21 protein-coding genes are annotated in these 22,785 nt (G+C 71.2%); 14 read left to right on the top strand and 7 right to left on the bottom strand.

The window, feature by feature from the left end; translation table 11 throughout:
* On the bottom strand, positions 1-191 hold a 191-nt coding region (locus ABZ910_RS11925), incomplete at its 3' end, for a carboxyl transferase domain-containing protein (protein ID WP_361362252.1).
* Between the two features lie 112 nt (positions 192-303).
* Here ABZ910_RS11925 and ABZ910_RS11920 point away from each other — a divergent pair.
* Together ABZ910_RS11920 and ABZ910_RS11915 are read left to right on the top strand one after the other, a co-directional pair.
* Positions 304-1,170, top strand: a complete 867-nt coding sequence (locus tag ABZ910_RS11920) for a biotin--[acetyl-CoA-carboxylase] ligase (protein WP_361362250.1) — start codon at positions 304-306, stop codon at positions 1,168-1,170.
* A 216-nt stretch (positions 1,171-1,386) separates the two neighbouring features.
* Positions 1,387-2,547, top strand: coding sequence for an adenylate/guanylate cyclase domain-containing protein (locus ABZ910_RS11915; RefSeq protein ID WP_361362248.1), 1,161 nt, complete (start codon positions 1,387-1,389; stop codon positions 2,545-2,547).
* Between the two features lie 60 nt (positions 2,548-2,607).
* Here ABZ910_RS11915 and ABZ910_RS11910 read toward each other — a convergent pair whose 3' ends face one another.
* A complete protein-coding gene (locus ABZ910_RS11910; RefSeq protein ID WP_361362245.1) occupies positions 2,608-3,255 on the bottom strand; it encodes a hypothetical protein in 648 nt (215 codons plus the stop codon).
* 200 nt (positions 3,256-3,455) lie between these two features.
* Here ABZ910_RS11910 and ABZ910_RS11905 point away from each other — a divergent pair, with 200 nt between their 5' ends.
* The 3 genes from ABZ910_RS11905 to hutH all read left to right on the top strand — a co-directional run bounded on the left by ABZ910_RS11905 (position 3,456) and on the right by hutH (position 7,139).
* Positions 3,456-4,250, top strand: coding sequence for an enoyl-CoA hydratase-related protein (locus ABZ910_RS11905; RefSeq protein WP_361362242.1), 795 nt, complete (start codon positions 3,456-3,458; stop codon positions 4,248-4,250).
* 95 nt (positions 4,251-4,345) lie between these two features.
* On the top strand, positions 4,346-5,491 hold the full coding sequence (locus tag ABZ910_RS11900) for a GGDEF domain-containing protein (RefSeq protein ID WP_361362239.1): 1,146 nt from the start codon (positions 4,346-4,348) through the stop codon (positions 5,489-5,491).
* Between the two features lie 109 nt (positions 5,492-5,600).
* On the top strand, positions 5,601-7,139 hold the full coding sequence (gene hutH, locus ABZ910_RS11895) for a histidine ammonia-lyase (protein WP_361362294.1): 1,539 nt from the start codon (positions 5,601-5,603) through the stop codon (positions 7,137-7,139).
* Positions 7,140-7,213: 74 nt separating this feature from the next.
* Here hutH and ABZ910_RS11890 read toward each other — a convergent pair whose 3' ends face one another.
* Positions 7,214-7,567 (bottom strand): hypothetical protein, encoded by a 354-nt coding sequence (locus ABZ910_RS11890; protein ID WP_361362237.1) that lies wholly within the window; start codon positions 7,565-7,567, stop codon positions 7,214-7,216.
* A 109-nt stretch (positions 7,568-7,676) separates the two neighbouring features.
* On the opposite strand from ABZ910_RS11890, the gene ABZ910_RS11885 reads away from it, so the two are divergent.
* The 4 genes from ABZ910_RS11885 to ABZ910_RS11870 all read left to right on the top strand — a co-directional run bounded on the left by ABZ910_RS11885 (position 7,677) and on the right by ABZ910_RS11870 (position 13,221).
* Entirely contained in the window at positions 7,677-8,030 is a 354-nt protein-coding gene (locus ABZ910_RS11885) for a hypothetical protein (RefSeq protein ID WP_361362234.1), read from the top strand.
* Positions 8,031-8,252: 222 nt separating this feature from the next.
* The gene (locus ABZ910_RS11880) at positions 8,253-9,494 is read left to right on the top strand and encodes an Ig-like domain-containing protein (protein ID WP_361362231.1); all 1,242 of its coding nucleotides are present in this window, start codon (positions 8,253-8,255) and stop codon (positions 9,492-9,494) included.
* A 54-nt stretch (positions 9,495-9,548) separates the two neighbouring features.
* A complete protein-coding gene (locus ABZ910_RS11875) occupies positions 9,549-9,749 on the top strand; it encodes a hypothetical protein (RefSeq protein WP_361362228.1) in 201 nt (66 codons plus the stop codon).
* Positions 9,750-9,978: 229 nt separating this feature from the next.
* Positions 9,979-13,221, top strand: coding sequence for a S8 family serine peptidase (locus tag ABZ910_RS11870; protein ID WP_361362226.1), 3,243 nt, complete (start codon positions 9,979-9,981; stop codon positions 13,219-13,221).
* Between the two features lie 98 nt (positions 13,222-13,319).
* Here ABZ910_RS11870 and ABZ910_RS11865 read toward each other — a convergent pair whose 3' ends face one another.
* Positions 13,320-14,213 (bottom strand): helix-turn-helix transcriptional regulator, encoded by an 894-nt coding sequence (locus ABZ910_RS11865; RefSeq protein WP_361362223.1) that lies wholly within the window; start codon positions 14,211-14,213, stop codon positions 13,320-13,322.
* A 170-nt stretch (positions 14,214-14,383) separates the two neighbouring features.
* Here ABZ910_RS11865 and ABZ910_RS11860 point away from each other — a divergent pair, with 170 nt between their 5' ends.
* From ABZ910_RS11860 to msrA, 4 genes are all read left to right on the top strand, one after another.
* Positions 14,384-15,427: an NAD(P)-dependent alcohol dehydrogenase gene (locus ABZ910_RS11860; RefSeq protein ID WP_361362220.1), complete on the top strand. Its 1,044-nt coding sequence runs from the start codon at positions 14,384-14,386 to the stop codon at positions 15,425-15,427.
* 93 nt (positions 15,428-15,520) lie between these two features.
* Complete coding sequence (locus ABZ910_RS11855; protein WP_361362217.1) at positions 15,521-15,904, top strand: VOC family protein; 384 nt, start codon at positions 15,521-15,523, stop codon at positions 15,902-15,904.
* Positions 15,905-16,060: 156 nt separating this feature from the next.
* Positions 16,061-18,481, top strand: a complete 2,421-nt coding sequence (locus ABZ910_RS11850) for a SpoIIE family protein phosphatase (protein ID WP_361362214.1) — start codon at positions 16,061-16,063, stop codon at positions 18,479-18,481.
* Positions 18,482-18,667: 186 nt separating this feature from the next.
* On the top strand, positions 18,668-19,180 hold the full coding sequence (gene msrA, locus ABZ910_RS11845; RefSeq protein ID WP_037683774.1) for a peptide-methionine (S)-S-oxide reductase MsrA: 513 nt from the start codon (positions 18,668-18,670) through the stop codon (positions 19,178-19,180).
* A 170-nt stretch (positions 19,181-19,350) separates the two neighbouring features.
* Here msrA and ABZ910_RS11840 read toward each other — a convergent pair whose 3' ends face one another.
* Positions 19,351-20,469, bottom strand: a complete 1,119-nt coding sequence (locus ABZ910_RS11840) for a hypothetical protein (protein ID WP_361362211.1) — start codon at positions 20,467-20,469, stop codon at positions 19,351-19,353.
* 187 nt (positions 20,470-20,656) lie between these two features.
* Here ABZ910_RS11840 and ABZ910_RS11835 point away from each other — a divergent pair, with 187 nt between their 5' ends.
* On the top strand, positions 20,657-21,811 hold the full coding sequence (locus tag ABZ910_RS11835) for a cystathionine gamma-synthase (protein ID WP_361362208.1): 1,155 nt from the start codon (positions 20,657-20,659) through the stop codon (positions 21,809-21,811).
* A gap of 34 nt (positions 21,812-21,845) precedes the next feature.
* On the opposite strand, the gene ABZ910_RS11830 is transcribed toward ABZ910_RS11835, so the two are convergent.
* On the bottom strand, positions 21,846-22,094 hold the full coding sequence (locus ABZ910_RS11830) for a hypothetical protein (protein ID WP_361362205.1): 249 nt from the start codon (positions 22,092-22,094) through the stop codon (positions 21,846-21,848).
* Positions 22,095-22,154: 60 nt separating this feature from the next.
* Entirely contained in the window at positions 22,155-22,658 is a 504-nt protein-coding gene (locus ABZ910_RS11825; protein ID WP_361362203.1) for a sigma factor-like helix-turn-helix DNA-binding protein, read from the bottom strand.
* Positions 22,659-22,785 lie beyond the last annotated feature (127 nt).

The raw sequence follows: 22,785 nt of genomic DNA, 5'->3' as shown, positions 1-22,785 counted from the left end.
TCGTCGAGTTCGACGAACGATTCCTCGTCCATCAGCAGCTCGATGCGTTCACGGGCCGTCAACTTGCCCTTGGCGTGCTGCTTTTCGACGGCTCGTTCCGACCCGGCGTGCGTCGCTTCCTGGATACGGCGCTGGAGATCCGCGAGCTTCCCCGCGGTCGTGTGAATGTCGATCTCTTCCGGCTCGGACATCGGGATGCGGCTCCCTGCCTGCTCAAAAAAGGGGGGACGGTTACTCAGCCGTAGAGTAGTCCGGCGCCTACCGATCGGCAGTGCGGCGTTTACCACACCTAGGGTGGCTTGCATGACGCCGCGAGATGCCTCAGACGACAACAGCAGCCGATGGTCCGACCTCGACCGCCCGCCTCTCAACGCCGCCTCGTTGCGGCGGGGTCTGGTGCGGGAGGGCGGACTGTGGTCCGAGGTGGAGCTGGTGCAGCGCACCGGTTCCACGAACAGCGACCTGGTGGCCCTGGCCGCGGCGGGCAAGGCCGCCGAGGGCACGGTCCTGGTGGCCGAGGAGCAGACGGCGGGACGCGGCCGCCTGGACCGCCAGTGGACGGCTCCGGCCCGCTCGGGCCTCTTCTTCTCCGTCCTGCTCACGCCGAGCGGGGTCCCGGTGGAGCGCTGGGGCTGGCTCCCGCTGCTCACCGGGGTCGCCGTGGCCACGGGCCTGGCACGGGCGGCCGGCATCGACACGGCACTCAAGTGGCCCAACGACGTCCTGGTAACCGTCGGTGACGAGGAGCGCAAGGTCGGGGGCATCCTGGCGGAGCGGGCCGGGGACGACGCCGTGGTCGTCGGCGTCGGTATCAACGTCACCCTCCGCGCCGACGAACTCCCTGTCCCCCAGGCCGGATCGCTCGCGCTGGCCGGAGCGGTGACCACGGACCGTGACCCGTTGCTACGGGCGGTGCTCCGCGCCCTGGAGGACTGGTACGGACGCTGGCGCTCGGCCGGGGGCGACCCGGTGGCCAGCGGCCTGCAGGAAACGTACGCGGCGGGCTGCGCGACGCTGGGACGCGTCGTGCGGGCCGAGTTGCCGGGCGACCGGTCGCTCGTCGGGGAGGCGGTGGCCATCGACGGCGACGGCAGGCTGGTCCTCGCGACGGAGGACGGGATGCAGGAGCCGGTGGGCGCGGGCGACATCGTCCACTTGAGGCCCGCGTGAGGAAAACCGGCCCGTCCGGCTGAGGACGAGGCCCGTTCAGGCCGAGCGGGGGTCGGGTGGCGGCGGCCCCGGACGACGGTGCCACCGACGCCGGGTGACTGAAGCCGAGGTCAAACACCCGTGTCCCGCAAACCTTACGGAGTGAGCTGGCGCACACCTGCCGTAGAGTTGAGGCCGGTCGATACGTGGCCGCGGCAGATCGGAAGGGCAGCAGGCGTGACCGTCGACGACACGGGCTCCGGCGAGGACGCGGAGGGCCGGGAGGACGTTCACCCATCCTCGACGCCGTTCGAGCGGGGGGACTCCCACACCCCCGACTCCGAGGGGGACCCGCTCGCCCTGCGCCTCGAAGGTCTCATCCTGGGCGCCGAACGGCGTTACACCCCCTTCCAGGCGGCTCGCAGCGCCGGCGTCTCCATGGAACTCGCCTCCCGTTTCTGGCGGGCCATGGGCTTCGCCGACATAGGGCAGGCCAAAGCCCTCACCGAGGCCGACGTGCTCGCGCTGCGCCGCCTCGCCGGTCTGGTCGAGGCCGGCCTGCTGAGCGAGGCCATGGCCGTACAGGTCGCCCGGTCCACGGGGCAGACCACGGCCCGTCTGGCCGAGTGGCAGATCGACTCCTTCCTGGAGGGGCTGACCGAGCCGCCCGAGCCGGGCATGACGCGCACCGAGGTGACGTACCCCATCGTCGAGCTCCTCCTGCCCGAACTGGAGGAGTTCCTCGTCTACGTCTGGCGCCGCCAGCTCGCCGCATCGGCCGGCCGGGTCGTCCAGGCCGCGGACGACGAGGAGATGGTCGACCGGCGGCTCGCGGTCGGCTTCGCCGACCTCGTCGGGTTCACGCGGCTGACCCGCCGTATGGAGGAGGAGGAACTCGGCGAACTCGTCGAGGCCTTCGAGACGACCGCCGCCGACCTGGTGGCCGCGCGCGGTGGCCGGCTCATCAAGACCCTGGGCGACGAAGTGCTGTACGCCGCCGACGACGTGGGCACCGCCGCCGAGGTCGCCCTGCGCCTCATCGAGACCATGGCGCACGACGAGACGATGCCCGAGCTGCGCGTGGGCATGGCGTTCGGCACCGTCACGACCCGCATGGGCGATGTCTTCGGTACGACGGTGAACCTCGCCTCCCGGCTGACGTCGATAGCGCCACGCGACTCGGTCCTGGTCGACAGCGCGTTCGCCGAGGAGCTCATCCGCAGCGGCGAGGCGCCCGCCTCGGAGGCGGAGGCGGCCGAGGCGGTGGCCGCAGCGGAGAAGGAGGGCGAGGAGCCGCCCGCGTACCGCTTCGCGCTACGTCCGATGTGGCAGCGCCCGGTCCGCGGACTCGGCGTGGTCGAGCCGTGGCTGCTCACGCGCCGCAACGGGGAGTCCTGACCCCCCGTTCCCACGGCTTCCTCGCCTGTCCCGCCGATTCCCGTTCGTACGGGTCCTGCCTCAACGTTCCTGCAGACCGGGAAGGTGCAGGGGATCGACGCACAGCCCGATGAGCGGCACACACACGCCCGCCGGCGGCGAGGGCGGCTTCGGTGCGGGAGTGGCCGTGCTTTTGCTCGGTGCGGGGGCCGGTGCGGGCGTCGACCGCGGTGCGGAGGTCGGCGGGGCCGGGGCCCGAGACGTGGTGTCGGTCGTGGCCGGGCCGCCCGCTCGCCCCGGCACCGCCGTCGCCACGTCGGTCGGAAGGGTGGTGGGGACGGACGTGACGGCGGTAGTGGCGCCGGAGAAGGCGGAGGGCAGTGCCGTGGCGCTCGTCCCGCCCATGACGGAGGTGGCCGACGGCCGGGCCTCGGGGGCCGTACCGCCGCCCGCGGCCGTGTTCGTCGACCGGTCGGTGATGCCGCCGTGGTCCAGCCGGGGTTCGGCCTCCGCGGTGCCCGGGGCGCCGGACCCGGACTCGGGTGCCACGCGTACGAGGCTCAGCGCACCGGCGGCCAGCGCGAGCCCTCCGGCGGCGAGCAGGACCTTGCGGGGCCGGGGCCGGCGATGCCGTCCGCGCCGCAGGAACGCCGCAGCACCGACGTGACCGTCCGTGGAGCCGGCTGTGGAACTGCCACTGCCCGAGGACGTGTCCCTCGTATCCCCCATGACAACCCCTCCCCGCCGCGCGCCCCCTATGCGCCGTGGCGGAGGGCACGCTATGCGCCGCCGTGGGCGGTGCGACGTAATTCGGGTTGTATGTCACTCGAACGGGGGTATCCGGGTCGACACTTTCGCCGACCGTGTTCGGCTGCGATGATCGGGGCGGCAGAAGTTAACCCGCGTTAACGCGTCGACCGGAGGGTGTCATGAGCGAGGAGCGGTTCGGGGAGTTCGTGCTGGTGCGGCGGCACGGGTATGTCGCGGAGCTCGTGCTGGACCGGCCCAAGGCCATGAACGCCGTGTCGACGGAGATGGCCCGGTCGATCGGGGCCGCGTGCACCGCGCTCGGCGCCGACCGGGACGCGCGCGTGGTCGTCGTGACGTCGTCGCACGAGCGGGCGTTCTGCGTCGGGGCCGACCTCAAGGAGCGCAACTCCCTCAGCGACGCGGAGCTGGTGCGGCAGCGGCCGGTCGCCCGCGGCGCGTACACCGGGGTGCTGGAGCTGCCCATGCCGACGATCGCCGCCGTGCACGGCTTCGCGCTGGGCGGCGGCTTCGAACTGGCGCTGTCCTGCGACCTGATCGTGGCCGACGGCACGGCCGTGGTGGGGCTGCCCGAGGTCTCCGTCGGCGTCATCCCGGGCGGCGGCGGTACGCAGTTGCTGCCCCGTCGGGTCGGTGCGGCGCGGGCGGCCGAACTGATCTTCTCGGCGCGGCGTCTGGAGGCGGCCGAGGCGCGTGAGCTGGGGCTGGTGGACCAGCTGGTGGAGGAGGGGCGCGACCGGGCGGAGGCGCTGGCCCTGGCCGAGCGGATCGCCGGCAACTCCCCGGTCGGTCTGCGGGCGGCCAAGCGGGCGCTGCGGCTGGGGAACGGGCTGGACCTGGCGGCCGGCCTCGAGGTCGAGGACGCGGCCTGGCGGTCGGTGGCGTTCTCGGGAGACCGCGCGGAGGGGGTGGCCGCGTTCAACGAGAAGCGGAAGCCCGAGTGGCCGGGAGAGTGACGGGTACGGGCGCCCCGGTCATGGGTGCCCCGGCCGCGGGTGGCCGGGGCCGACCCAATGCCCCGAATCGCCCAAAAGATACCTAACCTGGAGTGATGGGTGAGGACGAGCGGCTCGCGGCCGTGGTGGCGTTGGCGCAGGGGATGGCGGCGGCGCGCACTTCGCCGGAGTCATGGCGTGCCGCCGCACTCGGCGCGTGCCGGGCGCTGGACGGGAGCTTCGCCGCGCTGTCGGTGTGGGAGCGGGAGCGCGGGCGGCTGCGGGTCCTCGTGAACGTGGGGAGGCGCAACCCGGACGAGGAGCAGTTCCCGGAGGCCGAGGCCTATCCGGTGCACCAGTTCCCCGAGATCACCGAGTTCCTGCACGAGCGGTGGGTGGGTGGCGGCGGCCCCAACGCCTGGGTCGAGACGGCCGAGGGTCTCGCCGCCGGCCGTCCCGGCTACTTCCACCAGCGCGTCGCCGCCCTGCGCCGGCGCGGGCGCGGCTGCTGCGTGGTCGCCCCGATCGTGCTGCACGGCCGCGCCTGGGGCGAGTTGTACGTCGCGCGCGCGACCGGGGCGCCGGTCTTCGGCCGGGCCGACGCCGACTTCGCCACCGTGCTCGCGGCGGTCGTGGCCGCGGGCATCGCGCAGAGCGAGCGGCTGGAGGAGGCGCAGCGGCTCGCGTACACCGACGCGCTCACCGGGCTCGCCAATCGCCGCGCCGTCGACATGCGCCTCGACGAGGCCATCGAGCGGCACCGCACCGAGGGTGTGGGGGTCAGCCTCGTCGTCTGCGACCTCAACGGGCTCAAGCAGGTCAACGACAGCCAGGGGCACGCGGTCGGCGACCGGCTCCTGGAGCGCTTCGGCTCCGTGCTGTCGCTGTGCGGGGCGATGCTGCCGGGCGCCCTTGCGGCGCGTCTCGGCGGCGACGAGTTCTGTCTGCTCGTGGAGGGGGCCACGGCCGACGACGTGGTCAAGGCGGCGGACGAACTGTGTCGCCGCGCCGCGGAGTTGGAGCTGGGGGAGGGGGTCGCCTGCGGGGTCGCGTCGACCGACGATGCCATCGGTCCCGTCCGCTCCGCCCGCCGTCTGTTCCGGCTCGCCGACGCGGCGCAGTACCAGGCCAAGGCGGTCCGCGCGGACCGGCCGGTGGTCGCGGGCCGGGAGGGCCCGGACGATCCGGTCGTACGCCTCGCGGACACCCCGTCGCCGCAGGTTCCGGCGGAACGCCGCCGCTTCCGCGGCCGCAGACCGTGAGGCGCCGCGTGGCCATGAGGGGGTGGTGCATGCCCCTGGGAGTAAGGGGCGAACCCGTCCCCCACTAGTGACATCGTGACTTTCAATGCGTACGCTCCTGAATATGAATATGCACTCTGTGGTGGTGGGGACGTCCGACGTCACCGCGTCCGACGTCCTCGCCGTGGCGCGCGGCGGCGCTCGCGTCGAGCTGTCGGCGGAGGCGGTCGCGGCCCTCGCGGCGGCCCGGGAGATCGTGGACGCGCTGGCGGCCAAGCCGGAGCCGGTCTACGGCGTCAGCACCGGATTCGGCGCCCTGGCGACCCGGCACATCAGCCCGGAACTCCGTGCCCAGCTGCAGCGCAACATCGTCCGCTCGCACGCCGCCGGCATGGGACCGAGGGTCGAGCGGGAGGTCGTGCGGGCGCTGATGTTCCTGCGGCTGAAGACCGTCTGCTCGGGGCGCACCGGCGTGCGGCCGGAGGTCGCCCAGACCATGGCCGACGTGCTCAACGCCGGGATCACCCCGGTCGTGCACGAGTACGGCTCCCTCGGCTGCTCCGGCGACCTCGCCCCGCTGTCGCACTGCGCGCTGACCCTGATGGGAGAGGGCGACGCCGAGGGCCCCGACGGGGTCGTGCGCCCCGCCGGTGAACTCCTCGCCGAGCACAACATCACGCCGGTCGAGCTGCGCGAGAAGGAGGGGCTCGCCCTCCTCAACGGCACCGACGGCATGCTCGGCATGCTGGTCATGGCTCTCGCCGACCTCGACACCCTCTACAAGTCCGCCGACGTCACCGCCGCCCTCAGCCTGGAGGCGCTGCTCGGCACGGACAAGGTGCTCGCGCCCGGACTGCACGCCATCCGGCCGCACCCCGGCCAGGCCGCCGCGGCCGGCAACATGCTGGCGGTGCTGAAGGGTTCGGGCCTCACCGGGCACCACCAGGACGACGCGCCGCGCGTCCAGGACGCGTATTCCGTGCGCTGCGCCCCGCAGGTCGCGGGCGCCGGCCGGGACACCCTCGCGCACGCCCGCCTGGTCGCGGAGCGCGAGCTCGCCGCCGCCGTCGACAACCCCGTCGTCCTGCCCGACGGCCGAGTGGAGTCGAACGGCAACTTCCACGGCGCTCCGGTCGCCTACGTGCTCGACTTCGTCGCCATCGCCGCCGCCGACCTCGGCTCCATCGCCGAGCGGCGCACCGACCGCCTGCTCGACAAGAACCGCAGCCACGGCCTGCCGCCGTTCCTCGCGGACGACGCCGGCGTGGACTCCGGGCTGATGATCGCCCAGTACACGCAGGCGGCCCTGGTCAGTGAGATGAAGCGGCTCGCCGTACCGGCGTCCGCGGACTCCATCCCCTCCTCCGCCATGCAGGAGGACCACGTCTCGATGGGCTGGTCGGCCGCGCGCAAGCTGCGCACCGCCGTCGACAACCTCACCCGGATCATCGCCATCGAGCTGTACGCCGCCACCCGCGCCATCGAGCTGCGCGAGGGCCTCGACCCGGCGCCCGCCTCGCGGGCCGTCATCGAGGCCGTACGGGCCGCGGGCGTACAGGGTCCGGGACCGGACCGCTTCCTGGCGCCCGATCTGGCCGCCGCCGACGCCTTCGTCCGTGATGGCGGGCTCGTCGCGGCGGCCGAGACCGTCACCGGCCCGTTGCGGTGAGCCGCTCCGGGGCCCCGACCCAGGGGCCCCGGACCTCTCGGCGGGGGCTCAAGTAGGCGGCGGGGCGGCCCGGTTCAGAAGTCCAGCCGCTCTCGCCGTACCGAATACGCCACGAACCCCGCGCCCAGGCAGAGGAAGAGCGTGCCGCCGAGGACGTACGGCGTGGTGTCGAAGCTTCCGGTGTCGGCGAGGCGCGTGCCGTCCCCGGTGATCTCGGTGGTCCCCGTGGCCGTGGTGTTCTCGGCCGTCTCGGCGGTGACCTGGGACATCGCTCTGGCCTGCTGGGTCACCTGCGCCGCTGGAGCAGCCGGGGACGCCGCCCCGGCCGGGTCGTCCTGGGTCGCGTTGGCGGACGGGACGAACCACAGGGCGCACAGGACGGTGCCCGCGGCGGTGGCGGTCAGCAACGGGCGGCGCGCGGATGACACGGAATATCGATCCCCTTGTGACGCTGGCGAATTGGCCGTGTGAGGCGATGTTAGTGAAAGGCGCGGGTCACAGGAAAGTCACGGTAGGTTTCAGCCGTACGCTCCGGTCATGAGCACTCCAGAGACAACACGTTTTGTACGGCTTCAGGTGGAGCTGGTCCTCGAAGTGGACGACGCGGACGCGGTGACCAAGGCGGCGCTGCGCCGGCTTGCGGAGGAATCCGCCGATCCGGAGATGCCGGAAGAGGAACGGGCGCACGCCGAGAGCACTGTGACGGAAGACACGGCGGAGGCCCTGGCCTATCTCGTCGACCCCTTCGACCTGATCAGTGACGTCCCGGGGGTCGAACTCCAGCAGGCCTCCTGGTCCAGCGAGCGGATCGAGTACGACCCTGATTCGCCGGACTGGGATCTCGACGAGGATGATGTTGAGGACGACGGCGAAGAGGGCGGCATCGGCTGAGCGTTCTGGGGAATTCGTGACCCCGGGCGGCAACCACCGCCCGGGGTTTCGTCGTCTCAGGGGGCGCACGGACCGACAGTGCACCACCCGTCCCGGGCGGACGTGGTGTGCCCCACACATTCGAGGAATGCGGAACGGGACGAACCGGTCTTGACGTTGAAAATTCGTAACCGGGATATCTCGGGGTTTTTCGCGTATTCGGCAACGATGGAGAAGCGTGTGATGACGGACAGTAAGCGGCGCAAGGGCCTGTTGGCCGCGTCCGCACTGCTCGGCGGTGTGCTGGTGCTCTCGGCCTGCTCCGACGGCAACGCGGACGCCTCGGGTAGCGACAGTTCGCAGGCCAAGGTCGACGAGGCCGCGGCTCAGAAGACTTCCGCGGCCCAGATCACGATCACGCCCAAGGACGGCTCGAGCAACGCCTCGATCAACAACTCGGCCTCCGTCACTGTCAGCAAGGGCACGCTCACGGATGTGACGATGACGTCCGCCGACGGCAAGACCGTCTCCGGCGCGCTGTCCCCCGACAAGAAGACCTGGAAGCCCAGCACGCAGCTGGAGCGCTCCACCACCTACAAGGTCGCGGCGGCCGCCAAGGACTCGAAGGGCCGCGTCGCCCACGAGAACGGCTCGTTCACCACGGTCTCCCCGGCCAACAGCTTCATAGGCAACTTCACCCCGGACGACGGTTCCACCGTCGGCGTCGGCATGCCCGTGTCGATCAACTTCGACAAGGCGATCACCAACAAGGCCGCCGTCCAGAAGGGCATCACGGTCACGTCCAGCAGCGGCCAGGAGGTCGCCTGCCACTGGTTCAACGCCAACCGCATGGACTGCCGTCCGGAGCACTACTGGCAGGAGAACTCCACCGTCACGCTGAAGCTGGCGCTCGACGGCGTCGAGGGTGCCCCCGGCGTCCAGGGTGTGCAGCAGAAGACGGTGACCTTCCACATCGCCCGCAACCAGGTCTCGTACGTGGATGCGAAGAGCAAGCAGATGCGGGTGACGCAGGACGGCAAGGTCGTCAAGACCATCCCGATCTCCGCCGGCTCCCCGGAGCACAAGACGTACCAGGGCCAGATGGTGATGGCCGAGAAGTTCAAGGAGACGCGCATGAACGGCGCGACCGTGGGCTTCACCGACGACGACGGCAAGGGCGAGTACGACATCAAGGACGTGCCGCACGCCATCCGCCTCACCAGCTCCGGCACGTTCATCCACGGCAACTACTGGGGCGGCCCGGGTGTCTTCGGCAACGTGAACACCAGCCACGGCTGTGTGGGCCTGCAGGACAAGAAGGGCGCGAAGGACCCGAGCACGCCGGCCGCGTGGTTCTTCAACCACTCGATGGTCGGTGACGTCGTGGTCGTCTCCCACACGGGCGACAAGACCGTCTCGCCCGACAACGGCTTCAACGGCTGGAACATGGACTGGGCGCAGTGGAAGGCCGGTTCGGCCGTCTGACGCTCCCCGACCACCGATCGATGCCGCCCCTCCCTCGGGGGCGGCATCGGCGTTTTGGGGGGCGGGCGCGGGGGGCCGGGGGGTGAAGTCAAGGGCGGCCGCGCCGAGTTCGACATCAACCAGTGCGCCGTCTTCGGCACCGACATCACCCGGACAGCGCTCGGCACGCCGACCTCTTCCAAGATCACCAGCGGCCGCGCCTTCCGGGGCATCCGCAGGGGACGGATCACGGTGCGGGAGAGCGCGGGCCCCTGACGCGTCGGCCAACTCACTTCCCCCGCAACCCTATTGAACCGCTGTTCACCCCCCGGCATACTTCGTGATCCGGGGGGTTGGCGTGCAGATGTGCGAAAGTGCCCCCGGCCGGGCGAACGGGGAATTCGTCCGGTACTTCATCTCCAGGGGGAGAGTCTTGCGAAGACAAGTGAAAAGAGCGGCTGCGGCCACCGTCGCGACGGCCGCAGCCGTCGCCCTCGCAGCGGGTATGACCAGCCCCGCGTCGGCGAAACCCGAGCAGCGCGCCCAGGCCGCCGCGTCGTTCACCGCCCGGCACCGCGTCACCCTGATCACCGGCGACCGGGTCGTCGTCGACGCCAAGGGGAGGGTCGTCGGGCTGGAGCGGGCCAAGGGGCGTGAGCACATACCCGTCCAGGTCAGGAAGGCCGACGGGCACACCCTCGTCATCCCGGCCGACGCCGCCCGCATGGTCGCCTCCGGCAAGCTGGACCGGCGGCTGTTCGACGTCACCGAGCTGAACCGGGCTACCACCCGCAGGGCGCAGAAGCACGGCCTGAAGGTCATCGTCGGCTACCGGGGCGCGGCCGCGACCGCGAAGGCCGACGTCCGCGACTCCGGCACCCTGCGCCGCAGCCTCAAGGCCCTCAACGCCGACGCGGTGCAGACCCCGGTCAAGGACACGCCCGAGCTGTGGGACGCGGTCACCCACGACGGCAACGCCGCCTCCGGCATCGCGCACGTCTGGCTCGACGGCGTCCGCAAGGCCAGCCTCGACACGTCCGTGCCGCAGATCGGCGCCCCGACGGCATGGGCGGCCGGCTACACCGGCAAGGGCGTGAAGATCGCCGTCCTGGACACCGGTGTCGACACGAACCACCCGGACCTCAAGGACCAGGTGATCGAGTCCCGGAACTTCACCACCGCCGCCGACGCCACCGACCACTTCGGCCACGGCACGCACGTCGCGTCCATCGCGGCCGGCACGGGTGTCGCGTCCGGCGGCAAGTACAAGGGCGTCGCCCCCGACGCCAAGATCCTCAACGGCAAGGTCCTGGACGACACCGGCTTCGGCGACGACTCCGGCATCCTCGCCGGCATGGAGTGGGCGGCCCAGGAGGGCGCCGACGTCGTCAACCTGAGCCTGGGCGGCTACGACACCCCGGAGATCGACCCGCTCGAAGCCGAGGTCGACAAGCTCTCCGCCGAGAAGGGCGTCCTGTTCGCCATCGCGGCGGGCAACGAGGGCCCCGAGTCGCTCGGTTCGCCGGGCAGCGCCGACGCCGCGCTCACCGTCGGCGCCGTCGACGGAGGCGACCGGCTCGCCGACTTCTCCTCCACCGGCCCGCGCGTCGGCGACGGCGCCATCAAGCCGGACGTCACCGCGCCCGGCGTGGACATCACCGCCGCCGCGGCCCCGGGCAGCGTCATCGACCAGGAGGTCGGCGAGAACCCGCCCGGCTACCTGACCATCTCGGGTACGTCGATGGCGACCCCGCATGTCGCCGGCGCCGCCGCGATCCTGAAGCAGGAACACCCCGACTGGGGCTACGCCGTGCTGAAGGGCGCTCTGACCGGCTCCGCCAAGGGCGGCAACTACACGCCGTTCCAGCAGGGTTCGGGCCGTATCCAGGTCGACAGGGCCATCGGCCAGTCCGTGGTCGCCGACCCGGTGTCGCTGAGCTTCGGCACCCAGCAGTGGCCGCACAGCGACGACCAGCCGGTCACCAAGCAGCTGACGTACCGCAACCTCGGCACCAAGGACGTCACGCTCACCCTCGCCACCAACGCCACCGGCCCCAAGGGCCAGCCGGCTCCCACGGGCCTCTTCAAGCTCGACGCGACGACCCTGACGGTCCCGGCGGGCGGCAAGGCCTCCGTCGGCCTGACCGCCGACACCCGGCTGGGCGGCACCCTCGACGGCGCCTACTTCGCGTACGTCACCGCGACCGGCGACGGGCAGAGCGTGCGTGCGGCGGCGGCGGTGCAGCGCGAGGCCGAGTCGTACGACGTCACGCTGAAGTTCATCGGCCGGGACGGCAAGCCGGCCCCGTACTACGAGGCCGACCTGGCCGGCGTCGCGGGCCTGGCGAACGGCGCGTGGTTCACCCCGTACGACCCCTCCGGCACGGTGAAGGTGCGCGCGCCCAAGGGCACGTACATCCTCAACTCCGCGCTCTACGCGGACCCGATGGACGGCGCCAAGGGCACCGACTGGATCGCGCAGCCGAAGCTGAGCATCACCAAGAACCAGACGATCACGCTGGACGCCCGCAAGGCCAAGCCGGTGGACATCACCGTGCCGGACGCCGCGGCCCAGCCGATGTTCGCCGTGGGGGCCTACGACATCGCGGTGGGCCACGACACCTACGACTTCGGGATGCTGCTGAACTCGTACGCGAACCTGCACACCGCCCACCTCGGCCCCGAGATCACCGACGGCTCGCTCTCCCAGCAGTGGGACGGGCACTGGACCAAGGGCGGCAAGGAGGAGTTCGACACCACCGCCGCCGCCGAGGTCACCCGGTTCGCCACCGGCTACACCCGGCACTACAGGGCCGGCGACCTGGCCACGGTGAAGGTCAACATGGGCGCGGCCGCGCCCGGCAAGACCGGTTCGGTGAGCGCGGTCGGCTGGCAGCCCGGCGCCCTCGGCTCCTCCTCCATCGGCGTCCCGCAGCCGCTCCCCGGCACCCGCACGCTGCACCTGTCGACACAGGGCGGGGTGAAGTGGGGGCTCGACTTCGAGCAGGACAGCGGGGTCGACCAGGACGGCTTCCCGATCTCCGACGCCTTCTACACACTGGGCGCGCCGCAGTCCTTCAAGGCCGGCACGACGTACTCGAAGACGTTCAACACGGCGGTCTTCGGCCCGCACCTCAACGCCGACTTCGGCCTGTTCCGCGACGGCAACGAGATCTCCGGTTTCATCCCGCTGTTCTCCGACGCCAACAAGCACGCCGGTTCGTCGGACTTCACCTCGGTGGCCACGACCCTGTACCGCAACGGCACCAAGGTGGGCTCCAACCAGGACCCGCTGTTCGGCGAGGAGCCCTTCAAGGTGCCGACCGGTGACGCCGAGTACAAGCTGACCACCTCGGTCATACGCACGGTCAAGGTCGCCGCCGCCTCCACCCGGATCGACGCGAGCTGGACCTTCCACTCGAAGCGGCCGACGGCCCCGACCAAGCTCCCGGCCTCCACCGCCCGCTTCAACGCCAGGACCGGCCTGGACAGCCGCGTACCGGCCGGCAAGATGACCACGTTCCCGGTCACCGTCGAGGGCGCCGCCGCGGGCGGCAACCTGCAGTCCCTGGCGGTCTGGGTGTCGTACGACTACGGCCAGACCTGGAAGAAGGCCGAGATCAAGCAGGGCCGGATCACGGTGCGGAACCCGGCGAGGGGGAAGGCCATCTCCTTCCACGCCAAGATCGCCGACAAGCAGGGCAACAAGTCGACGATCTCCATCTACAACGCGTACTACGGCAAGTAGTCGACGGTTGAGGGGCATGCCGGAGCGCCTCCGGCGTGCCCCTCACTGTGTATGGTGCTCACTCAGCTGTCCGGCTGGACGATCGTCTGGGGTCACCGTCACGCGGACCGTACGCTCCGCGCCGCGTCCGCTCCCCAACTGGCCAGCAGCCGCAGCCCCTCCGCCGAGGCGGAGCCCGGCTCCGCGTGGTAGACCACCAGTCCCTGGTCGGCGTCGTCGGCCAGCTTGAGCGTCTCGTAGTTCAGGGACAGTTCGCCGACCAGCGGGTGGCGCAGTCGTTTGACGCCGTGGCTCTTCTCCTTGACGTCGTGGGTCGCCCACAGCCGCCGGAAGTCCGGGCTCTTCACGGACAGTTCGCCGACGAGTGCGGACAGGCGCGGGTCGTCGGGATAGCAGCCCGCGTCCATGCGCAGGGCGCAGACGATGTCGATCGCCTTCTGCTCCCAGTCGAGGAAAAGGTCGCGGTAGTCGGGCCGCAGGAACACCAGCCGCGCCCAGTTGCGCTCCGCGACCGGCAGCTCCCCCCAGTCACCGAAGAGCGCCGCCGCCATCCGGTTCCAGGCGAGGATCTCCGACCGCCGCCCCACGACATACGCCGGTACGCCGTCCATCGAGTCGAGCAGCTGCCGCAGCGACGTCCTGACCTGAAGCGTCCGTCCCGCCGGCCGCTTCTTGTGCTGCTTGGGCCGGGCCAGGTGTGTCAGGTGCGCGTGCTCGGCGTCCGTCAGCCTGAGGGCCCTCGCGATCGAGTCCAGGACCTCCGCCGACACGTTCCGCCCGTTGCCCTGCTCCAGGCGCGTGTAGTACGCCACGGACACCCCGGCCAGCTGCGCCAGCTCCTCGCGGCGCAGCCCGGGTACCCGGCGGTGCCGCCCGAAGTCCGGCAGCCCCACGTCCTCGGGCTTCAGCCGGGCCCGCCTGCTGCGCAGGAACTCGCTGAGCTCGGCGCGCCGGTCCAGGGACCGGGCAGCGGATTCAGGGCGTATGTCCATACGTCCAGTATTCACGGTCGTACGCACAGGAACCTGACCCCGCCAGTGGTAGGACCAGCGGACGTAGGCAGAGGGGTGGTCTGGGTGGCGGCCTTTTCATGAGGCACTCTGGATCGCGTACCCGGTCGAACGGCTGCCGGGCACGGAACCCCTGCTAGGAGAACCCGGGCATGACCACTGTTGCTGCGTATGCCGCGCCCGCCGCGAAGGCCCCACTGGAGCGGACCACCATCGAACGGCGCGAGGTCGGCGAGTTCGACGTCCTGATCGACATCAAGTACGCCGGCATCTGCCACTCCGACATCCACCAGGCCCGCGAGGGCTGGGGTACGGCGATCTTCCCGATGGTGCCCGGCCACGAGATCGCGGGCGTCGTCACCGAGGTCGGCCCCGGCGTCACCAAGTTCGCCGTCGGCGACCGCGTGGGCGTGGGCTGCATGGTCGACTCCTGCCGTGAGTGCGACAACTGCAAGGCGGGCCTGCAGCAGTACTGCTCGGCCGGCGGCCCCGTCTGGACGTACAACGCCGTCGGCAAGGACGGCGAGCCGACCTACGGCGGCTACTCGCAGAACGTCGTGGTCGACGAGAACTACGTCGTCGGCATCCCCGACGGCCTCGGCCTGGACGTGGCCGCTCCGCTGCTCTGCGCCGGCATCACGACGTACTCCCCGCTCAAGCACTGGAACGCCGGCCCCGGCAAGAAGGTCGCCGTCGTCGGTCTCGGCGGTCTCGGCCACATGGGCGTCAAGATCGCGCACGCGCTCGGCGCCGAGGTGACGGTGCTGTCGCAGTCGCTGCGCAAGAAGGACGACGGCCTGCGCCTGGGCGCGGACCACTACTACGCCACCAGCGACCCGAAGACCTTCGAGGAGCTCGCGGGCACCTTCGACCTGATCCTCAACACGGTCTCGGCCCCGCTCGACTTCGACGCCTACCTGTCGCTGCTGCGCACGGACGGCGCGCTGGTCAACGTGGGCATCCCCGAGGAGCCCGTCCCGGTCCTGCTCTCCTCGGTCTTCGGCAACCGCCGCAGCCTGAGCAGCTCCGGCATCGGCGGCATCCCGGAGACCCAGGAGATGCTGGACTTCTGCGCCGAGCACGGCCTGGGCGCCGAGATCGAGCTGATCCGCGCGGACCAGATCAACGAGGCGTACGAGCGGGTGCTGGGCAGCGACGTCCGCTACCGCTTCGTGATCGACACGGCGACGATCTGACCCCTCCCGGCAGCCATGCCTCTGCGGCTCTCACCAGGGAAAACTCGCCCTCGGTGGGGGCCGCAGTACGTTGGGGACGAGGAGGTGCACACGATGACTGTGAATCTGAACCACACCATCGTCGCCGCGCACGACAAGCACGCCTCGGCCGCATTCCTCGCCGACATCCTGGGGCTCGAAGTAAGCCCGGAGTACGGGCCGTTCGTCCCCGTCCAGATACCGAACGGCGTGACCCTGGACTACATGGAGACGTCCGACACCATCGCCCCGCAGCACTACGCGTTCCTGGTGTCGGAAGACGACTTCGACACGATCTTCGCGCGCATCACGGAGGCGGGGCTGACCTACTGGGCGGACCCGTACGGCAGCCGTCCCGGCGAGATCAACAGGAACGACGGCGGCCGCGGCGCCTACTTCGACGACCCGGACGGCCACCGAATGGAAATCCTCACGCGGCCGTACGGGAGCGGGGGGTGAGCCGGAGGGCGGGGCGATGTCTGCGCGCCGCCGGACCCGGACGAACCGGCGTGCCGAAGCCCACTTCTCGATCGCTTGCGCTGACGCAGGCAAGAACGCGTACCGACCCAGGCCCGTGCGGACGCGGTGGCGGGGATTTCCTGGGAGATTGGAGGCGTGGACGTACTGGCAGACGGGGGTGAGTGCGACAGCCTGTTCTCTGCGTACCGGACGATCGGATTGGTGGGGGTGGACGCCGAGGGCGTGATCTCGGCATGGGCCGGTGCGGCGCAGCACCTGCTGGGATATTCCGCCGACGAGGCGGTGGGCATGCCCGCCGAGCGGCTGCTGGCCTCCGCGGACGAGCGGGCGACCGTACAGTCGGTTTTGGAGCGCACCGTCGCCAGGGCAGGGGCGACGTGCGTGCTGGCCCTGCGGCACCGGGCGGGGCGCGAGGTGTGCCTGGGGGTGTGGGGCTGCCCGCTGCGCGACGCATCCGGGAGGCAGGGCTGGATCGCCCTGCTGACCACGGTCGACGATCTGCGCTGGCGGAATGTGGAAGGCGCGGTCGTGGACGGGCTGTTCAGCCAGGGGCCGATCGGCCTGGCCGTCCTGGATGCCGACTTGCGTTACATCGCTCTCAACGCGGCCCTGGAGGAGATCCACGGCGTTCCGCGCAGCGAGACGCTCGGGCAGCGTATGGCCGAGCAGTTTCCGGCCCCCGATTCCGCTGCCACGGAGGCCAGGCTGCGCACCGTACTGGAGACCGGTCTTCCGGTGACCACCGAGCACCGCGGCCGTACACCGGCCGACCCCGACCATGAACACGTGTGGGCGATTTCAGCCTTCCGGCTGACCGACCGGACCGGCCGGACCCTGGGTGTGGCCTCCTCCGTCCTGGACATCAGCGACGAGCAGCGCAACCGTGAGCGCCTCCTGCTGCTGGACGAGGCCAGCGAGCGTATCGGCACGACCCTGGATGTGACGCGCACGGCCGAGGAACTGACCGAGGTCGCGATCCCCTGCGTGGCCGACTACATCGCGGTCGACCTGCTGGAGGGCATCGCACGCGGTGAGGAGTACATTCCCGGGCCGGTCGGCACCGGTGCCCTGCTGCGCCGCGCGGCCATCCGTTCCGTCGTCGCCGACGCCCCCGAGGCGAGTTACCCGGTCGGCGAACTGATCACCTTCCCGCCGGAATCGCCGCAGGCCCAGTGCATGGCAACCGGAAAATCCGTCCTGCTGCCGACGCTGGAGAACACCGAGGAATGGCTGGCCCACGACCCCGTGCGTCGTGACAAGATGTGCGCCGCCGGGATCCACTCCGTCGTCATCGTGCCGCTGCGCGCGCGGGACGTCACCCTGGGAGTGGTCCACTTCTATCGCTGGCAGAACCCCGACGCCTTCGACCACGACGATCTCGTCATCGCCGAGGAACTCGCCGCCCGTGCCGCGGTCTGCCTGGACAACGCCCGCCTCTACACCCGCGAGCACAACGCCGCTCTGACGCTGCAGCGGCGCATGCTGCAAGGATCGCTGCCAGAGCAGACCGCCGTCGAGGCCGTCTGCCGCTACCTGCCTGCCCGAGCGCACGCGGGCATCGCCGGAGACTGGTTCGACGTGATCTCCCTGTCCGGCGCCCGTGTGGCACTGGTCGTCGGCGACGTCCCGGGCCGTGGCGTCCAAGCCGTCGCCGGTGCGGGACGGCTGCGCCTGGCGGTCCACACGCTGGCCCAGCTCGACGTGCCCCCCGACGAACTGCTCAGCCAGCTCGACGACATGGTCTCCCGAGCCGGGAGCGGACAGCCGGACCCCGACGACCTGGCCGAGGAGATCGGAACCACCTGCCTGTACGCGATCTACGACCCCGTTTCCCGGCAGTGCACCGTGGCCAGCGCCGGCCACTTGCCGCCGGTGATCGTCGACCCCGGAGGGAAGGCGCCGAGCCTCGACCTGAACGTGGGACCGCCACTGGGCCTGGGAGGCCTCCCCTTCGAGACCGCCGACGCGGAACTCGCCGAAGGCAGCATCCTCGCCCTGTTCACCAACGGGCTGACAGACGGCTACCGCGGCGATCTCACCGTCGGGCTGGAGCGGCTGCGCGAGGCCCTCAGCACTCGCGGACGCCCGCTGGACGAGGTCATCGACGCCGCCGTCACCGCGCTGCAGCCCGCCCACACCCCCGAGGACGACGCCATCCTGCTGCTCGCCCGCACCCGCGTACTGGGGGAGGACAGCTTCGCCTCCTGGGACCTGCAGGACGACCCCGCCGTCGTCGCGGAGAGCCGTACCCTCGCCACGCGCCAGGTGCAGGCCTGGGGACTCGACGAGGCCGCGTTCGAAGCGGAGCTGGTCACCAGCGAACTGGTCACCAATGCCATCCGCTACGGCCGCGCCCCCATCCAACTGCGCCTCATCCGGGGCCGCACCCTCATCTGCGAGGTCTCCGACGCCAGCAGCACCTCACCCCACCTGCGGCATGCCGCCGACACGGACGAGGGCGGACGCGGCCTGTTCATGATCGCCCAGATCGCGGAACGCTGGGGCACCCGCTACACGCCGAGAGGCAAGACCATCTGGGCCGAGTTCTCCCCGTGAGGCGCTGCTTGTCTCGTACGGGTGCGCTCCTCGTGGTGGCCGGGGGTCGTCGACCGCAGGGGCGGGTTGAGCAGGCATGGAATCGCCTGGAACCCTCGTGCGTTGAGGACAGTGGGCATCGGATGCCGGTGGAGTGCGAGCCGAGTAGCCCGAGTCGCCGAGCTGACAGAAATTGGAGGGGCCGTAATGGCTGCGCAGACACAAAGGGCCGTGCTGGCAGGCGGATGCTTCTGGGGGATGGAGGAGCTGATCCGCCGACTCCCGGGCGTGACGGCGACCCGGGTCGGATACACCGGGGGTGACGTGCCCAACGCGACGTACCGCAACCACGGCACGCACGCGGAGGCCATTGAGATCCTTTTCGACCCTGCGAAGACCGACTTCCGCGCGCTCCTGGAGTTCTTCTTCCAGATCCACGACCCGAGCACCAAGAACCGCCAGGGCAACGACATCGGCCTCAGCTACCGCTCGGCGATCTACTACGTGGACGACGAGCAGAAGCGGATCGCCGAGGACACGATCGCGGATGTGGACGCCTCCGGACTGTGGCCCGGCAAGGTCGTCACCGAGGTGGAGCCGGTCGGCCCCTTCTGGGAGGCCGAGCCCGAGCACCAGGACTACCTGCAGCGTTACCCGGACGGCTACACCTGCCACTTCCCGCGCCCGGGATGGCGGCTGCCCGCCCGCGCGGAGGGCTGACCGCGAGGCGGTCCGGCACAAGGCGGAGGCCGGCCCGCCGACGGTCTCCGTCTTCGCCGTACGGCGAAGATGAAGGGGGCCTCGCTGTCGGTCTCCGGCGGTGCGGATGCGGATGCGGCACTCGGACGACGTCCTCGCCGCCGAGCGCGCCCCGGTCCGGGCTGCTGCCGTCAGCCGAGCAGCGTCGCCGGGCTGCCGCCGTTCGCCTCGTAGCCCGCCACCGCCAGGGCGCGGTAGACGGCGAACTCCGCGGCGGGGTCGGCGGACAGGGTCCAGGGAAGGGCGCCCACGTGGCCGTCGATGTGGATCAGCTGGTCCATGGCCTCCGCCCAGCGCTCGGCGCGCACCAGGAAGAAAAGCAGCAGATGGCGCACGTGCGCGAGCATCGGGTCGTCGGCGCGCGCGGAGTGCACCGCGTGGAGCGCTCCGTGGATCGCCCTGGTGACGACCTCGCTCTGGTAGAAGCCGCGGACCAGGTTCACCTCGGGAAGGTGCTCGAAGACCGCGAAGAGGGGCATCGCGGCCAGGAGGGAGCCCTGCGGGGCGCGGGCCGCCGCGGCCTCCGCGAAGGAGTACGCCAGCTCGCGCGAGCCGTGCCACTTCTCGCACCAGTAGTGCAGCGCGGCGAGATGCGCGCCCATGTGGTGCGGGGCGCGGTCCAGGATCTTCAGCCAGAGCTTCTCGAACTCCGGCTGCGGATACGCCAGTCCGCGCGCCACCGACAGCTCGATGAGGTACGGAACCGGGTCACCGGGAGCCAGCAGCGCCGCCTGCCCGCAGGTCTCCCTGGCCTCCTCCATGATGATCCGGAAGTCGTCCGTGCCCGGTGTCGACGTACGCCACGCCTGCTGCGCCAGGAACTCCGCGTGCACCGCCGCGCCGCCCGCGTCCTTGGGCTCCTCGGCCCGCCAGACCCGCAGCCACTGACCGCCCGGTATCTCGCTGACCCCGCCCGGCCGCTGCAGCAGCTCCAGCGCGGCCGCACCCGCGAAGGCCTGCACGCGCTGCCAGCGCGTCTCGCCCTCCGCCTCGGTGCCGGCCAGCAGCTGTGCCGCCGCCCGGTAGTCCTGCGTGCGCTGCACCAGTTCCAGAACGTCCAGCAGGTCCTCGTCGGGGCCGGGCATCCGGATGTCCAGCTGCTCCTCGCGCACGAAGCCGTAGTTCGCCGGGTCCGCGGCGTCCGGGTGCTCCGGCGAGACCCGCTCGATCATTCCGCGCCTGCGCCGCAGGTAGGGAAGCAGCACGAGGCTCAGCATGAGCAGTGCCATCAGGACCCAGAGAATCGCCATGGGACAAGCGAACCAGACGCCGCCGACAATTGGCCAACCTGCCCGGCGGCCTGTGGAAAAACCGGCGCGTGTGCCTGTGGAAAACCGGGTCTTGCCGCTGTGGGAGACGGAGGCGTGCCGCTGCGGACAACCGGCGTACGCCCCATCGGCGCCCACCAGCCCCGCGAGCGCATTACGCTCGGTGTCCATGAGCGACAGCCACATCAGTCAGCATTTCGAGACACTTGCGATCCACGCGGGCAACACCGCCGATCCCCTCACGGGCGCGGTCGTCCCGCCGATCTACCAGGTCTCGACCTACAAGCAGGACGGCGTCGGCGGTCTGCGCGGCGGCTACGAGTACAGCCGCAGCGCGAACCCGACCAGGACCGCCCTGGAAGAGAACCTCGCCGCCCTCGAGGGCGGCCGCCGCGGCCTCGCGTTCGCGTCCGGCCTCGCGGCCGAGGACACGTTGCTGCGCACGCTGCTCAGCCCGGGTGACCACGTGGTCATCCCGAACGACGCGTACGGCGGCACGTTCCGTCTCTTCGCGAAGGTCGCCACGCGCTGGGGCGTGGAGTGGTCCGTGGCCGACACCAGCGACCCGGCATCCGTGCGGGACGCGATCACCCCGAAGACCAAGGCCGTCTGGGTGGAGACCCCCTCCAACCCGCTGCTCGGCATCACCGACATCGCCGCGGTCGCTCAGATCGCCCACGACGCCGGTGCGAAGCTCGTCGTCGACAACACCTTCGCGACGCCCTACCTCCAGCAGCCGCTCTCGCTCGGTGCGGACGTCGTCGTGCACTCCCTGACCAAGTACATGGGCGGCCACTCGGACGTCGTCGGCGGCGCCCTGATCGTCTCCGACCAGGGGCTGGGCGAGGAGCTGGCCTACCACCAGAACGCGATGGGCGCGGTCGCCGGGCCCTTCGACTCCTGGCTGGTGCTGCGCGGCACCAAGACCCTCGCGGTGCGCATGGACCGGCACAGCGAGAACGCCACGAAGATCGCCGACATGCTGAGCCGGCACCCGCGCGTGACGCGCGTCCTGTACCCGGGTCTGCCGGAGCACCCCGGTCACGAGATCGCCGCCAAGCAGATGAAGGCGTTCGGCGGCATGGTCTCCTTCCAGGTCGCGGGCGGCGAGGAGGCGGCCGTCGAGGCCTGCAACCGCGCCAAGGTGTTCACGCTCGGCGAGTCCCTGGGCGGCGTCGAGTCGCTCCTGGAGCACCCCGGCCGTATGACCCACGCCTCCGTGGCCGGTTCGGCCCTGGAAGTCCCCTCCGACCTCGTACGCCTCTCCGTGGGCATCGAGAACGTCGACGACCTCCTCGAGGACCTGCAGCAGGCCCTCGGCTAGTCGCGTGAACCGCGTCACCGGCCGGTGACGCGGTTCACCAGCTGGTGACGGGTGGAGTCGTCTGGGACGGCGGCTCCATCCACGGGCGCGCGCTCAGCGCCCACACGGTGAAGGCCACGGCTGCGGCGAACAGCAGCAGCCACAGCAGCCGCCGGGCCGCGGTCTGGCGGCGCAGCACGCGGCTCCCGCGGCGTACGACCTCGGTGTACAGGTCGGGCGGGACCGGCGGTGGCGCCTGCTCCATGATCCGCCGTACGGCGGCCTCACGCTCGGGACGGTTCACGCCGGCCTCCGTCCCTCCGGTGGGTCGTGATCATGACGGCGTCCCTCTCACGGGTCGTTCTCATGACGGCGCCACCTTCCTCCCCGCCACCGCCGTGGCCCGCGCTCGTGGCGGATGCAGCAGGGTGGCCGTCGCCCGGTCGCACACGGTGTGCACGCGTTCCGTGGGCAGGCCGAGCAGGGCCGCGGCCTGTTCCTCGGCGACTCCCTCGTACAACCTGAGGACGAGGATGAGGCGCTCCTGGGGCGTGAGGACGGCCAGCGGACTCCCGGCATGCGGCCGGGCGCGGCCGAAGCTCCCGTGCTGATGCCACGCCCCGCGCGCGAAGCGCGTCGCGAGGTACTGACGGGCGCGGTCGTACGGGTCCTCGCCGCGCAGCCGGCCCCAGGACGCGTACGTGTGGGCGAGTGCCAGCGTGAGCAGGCGCCGCGCGCGCGGGTTGTCGTCCGGCGTCTCCGCGGTGAGCAGCGTCGCGGCATGCAGCAGCCGCCCTGCCGCGCCCGCGACGAACGCTTCGAACTCCCGGGCCCGGCGGGCATCTTGGAACGCCTGCCGTTCTCGCACCGCGCCTCCCCCCTGAGGGGCCCGTCCGGTACGGGTGGTGGAAGCACGTACGACGCGGCCCCGGTCTCATATGAGGCCAGCGGCGGCCCAAGGTCAAGAGTCCGGCGCCCATGAGTCCGGGGCGCGG

The sequence above is a fragment of the Streptomyces sp. NPDC046805 genome, assembly GCF_040645355.1.
Lineage (GTDB): Bacteria > Actinomycetota > Actinomycetes > Streptomycetales > Streptomycetaceae > Streptomyces.
The sequence above is the reverse complement of the archived record's forward strand: the minus strand, read 5'-3'. Positions and strand labels throughout refer to the sequence as shown.